At 68.8% G+C, this 2462-nt stretch carries 3 protein-coding genes and 1 pseudogene; all 4 read right to left on the bottom strand.

The window, feature by feature from the left end; translation table 11 throughout:
- A pseudogene (locus AC2VON_RS16500) lies at positions 1–220 on the bottom strand (undecaprenyl-phosphate alpha-N-acetylglucosaminyl 1-phosphate transferase); the annotation flags it as partial.
- 8 nt (positions 221–228) lie between these two features.
- Complete coding sequence (locus AC2VON_RS16495; RefSeq protein ID WP_486953913.1) at positions 229–882, bottom strand: L-threonylcarbamoyladenylate synthase; 654 nt, start codon at positions 880–882, stop codon at positions 229–231.
- Complete coding sequence (gene prmC, locus AC2VON_RS16490; protein ID WP_486953912.1) at positions 875–1732, bottom strand: peptide chain release factor N(5)-glutamine methyltransferase; 858 nt, start codon at positions 1730–1732, stop codon at positions 875–877. Before prmC ends, AC2VON_RS16495 begins: the two co-directional genes overlap by 8 nt.
- Positions 1729–2462 (bottom strand): peptide chain release factor-like protein (locus AC2VON_RS16485; protein ID WP_486953911.1); only part of this gene is annotated, 734 nt, incomplete at its 5' end. The genes AC2VON_RS16485 and prmC, both read right to left, overlap by 4 nt.

Here is a 2462-nt window from a genome sequence, read left to right as displayed (position 1 = left end):
CGCGCTCGCGCGGATGGGCCACCGCACCCAGCCGGGTGGCCAGCACCCGCACCGGCCCGGTGGCGAAGTAGGTGATGATCGCCGCGGTCAGGCCGACCAGCGCCAGCTCGCGCAGCGGCACCCCGGCGCCTTTGAAGGTCGGGTCGGGCAGTGCGAGCAGCCCGCCGATCAGACCGCGCAGGCTTTCCGGGTCGCTCATCACCGAAAAACGGTACTGCACAGCGCCGATCAGTTCGTCAGCCCGTCGGGGTCCAGCCCGAGCACCGCAGCGATGTCGTCGGCGCTGACCGGCCCCGGCCGTAGGATGCGCGGGGAAGCCCCGGTCAGATCCAGGATGGTCGACGCGGTCTGTTGCGCCGACGGGCCGGCTTCGAGATACACGTCAACCAGGTCACCGAGCTGCCGGCGGGCCTCGGCGGCATCGACCGCGGGCACACAGCCGGACACGTTGGCGCTGGACACGGCCATCGGGCCCACCGCGCGCAGCACATCGATCGCCACCGGGTGCAGCGGCATCCGCACCATCACGGTGCCTCGGGTGTCGCCGAGATCCCACTGCAACGACGGCGCCTGCGTCACCAGAAGGCTCAGCGCGCCCGGCCAGAACGCGTGAACCAGCTCCCGGGCGGCGTCGGAGACCATCAGGGAAAGCCCGTCGATGGTGTGCCACGACCCGACCAGGACACCGACCGGCATGTGACGGCTGCGCCCTTTGGCCGCCAGCAGCGCGGCCACCGCGGCATTGTCGAAGGCGTCGGCGCCGATGCCGTAGACCGTGTCGGTAGGCAGCACCACCAGCCGGCTGTCGTGGACGGCGTCGATCGCCGCCGCGATCCCGGCCGAACGCTGATCAGCGTCCGCGCAGTCGAACAGCTCAGCCATGGGTCTTCCTGGTTGACGTCACGAACCTTGGCCGGCCGGCAAGGTCCCGCCGAGCAGTGACGTCCTCGAAAAGCCCGGTGCCGCTGATCAGTTCGACGGTTCGCGACGACGCGGTGTCGTCGTGCTCGATAGCGAACAGCCCACTCTGCCGCAGCCAGCGTCCGGCCAGCGTGACCACCGCGGCGATCACTGACATCCCGTCTGCACCGCCGAATAGTGCATGCGGTGGGTCATGTTGGGCTACTTCAGGATCCAGCACAGCGCCCTCGGGGATGTAGGGCGGGTTGGCCACGACGAGGTCGACCCGGCCGTCGAGGTCGGCCAGCAGCCCCGGTGTCGTCACGTCGGCGCGCGCCAGTTCCACCCCGGTGCCGGCAGCGTTGCGTTGCGCGTAGTCCAGCGCGGTCTGCGAGTCGTCGATACCCAGCACCCGGGCACCGGGCCAGTACCGGGCCAACGCAACCGCCAAAGCGCCTGATCCGGTGCAGACGTCGACGATCACCGGCCTTGACGGAAGCCGCTGAGCAGTAGCTGGTTTCAGAGCCCATTCCAGCATCACCTCGGTCTCCGGGCGGGGAATGAACACCCCCGGGCCGACGTGCAGCTTCATCGGACCGAACGCCGCGGTTCCGGTCAGATGCTGCAGCGGCACTCGGTTGCGGCGCGCTGTGACCAGATCGTGGTAGCGGGTGAAGAATTCGTCCCCAGGGGGGTCCAGCACGGCCAGCCGGCCGCGATCGGTGCCGGCGACGTGGGCGGCCAGCTCCTCGGCGTCGGTGAGCGCCGAGTCGATGCCGGCCTCGGCAAAAACCGCTGCAGCGCAGTCGATCACGTGTCTCATGTGGGTCATGTCGGTTGTGTCCGTTGCATCCGGGACTGCTTGTCGGCGACGGCCAGCGCGTCGAATAGCGCGTCGAGGTCCCCGTCGAGAACCTGGTCGAGGTTATGCGACTTGTAGCCGATGCGGTGGTCGGTGATTCGGTTTTCCGGGAAGTTGTAGGTACGGATGCGCTCGCTGCGGTCCACCGTGCGGATCTGGCTGGCGCGGTCGGCCGAGGCGTCGGCCAGTGCCTGCTCCTCGGCCACGGCCTGCAGCCGGGCTGCCAGCACCTGCAGGGCGCGGGTCTTGTTCTGCAGCTGAGAGCGTTCGTTCTGACAGGTGACGACGATCCCGGTGGGCAGGTGGGTGATGCGGACCGCGGAATCGGTGGTATTAACACCTTGGCCGCCCTTCCCTGACGACCGGTAGACGTCGACACGCAGGTCGGCCTCGTCTATTTTGACCTCGGCTATTTCCTCGGGTTCGGGATAGACCAGCACACCGGCGGCCGACGTGTGCACCCGGCCCTGGGACTCGGTCACCGGAACCCGCTGCACCCGGTGCACCCCGCCCTCGAACTTCAGCCGCGACCACACCCCGTCTGTGCTGTCGCCTCGGCTTCCGATGGCGAGGGTCGCGTTCTTGTAGCCGCCCAGGTCGGACGTGGTCTCGTCGAGCACCGTCACCGTCCAGCCGTGCCGCTCGGCGTAGCGGATGTACATCCGGGCCAGGTCGGCGGCGAACAGCGCCGACTCTTCCC

Source organism: Mycobacterium sp. TH-M82, from assembly GCF_057473605.1.
The sequence above is the reverse complement of the archived record's forward strand: the minus strand, read 5'-3'. Positions and strand labels throughout refer to the sequence as shown.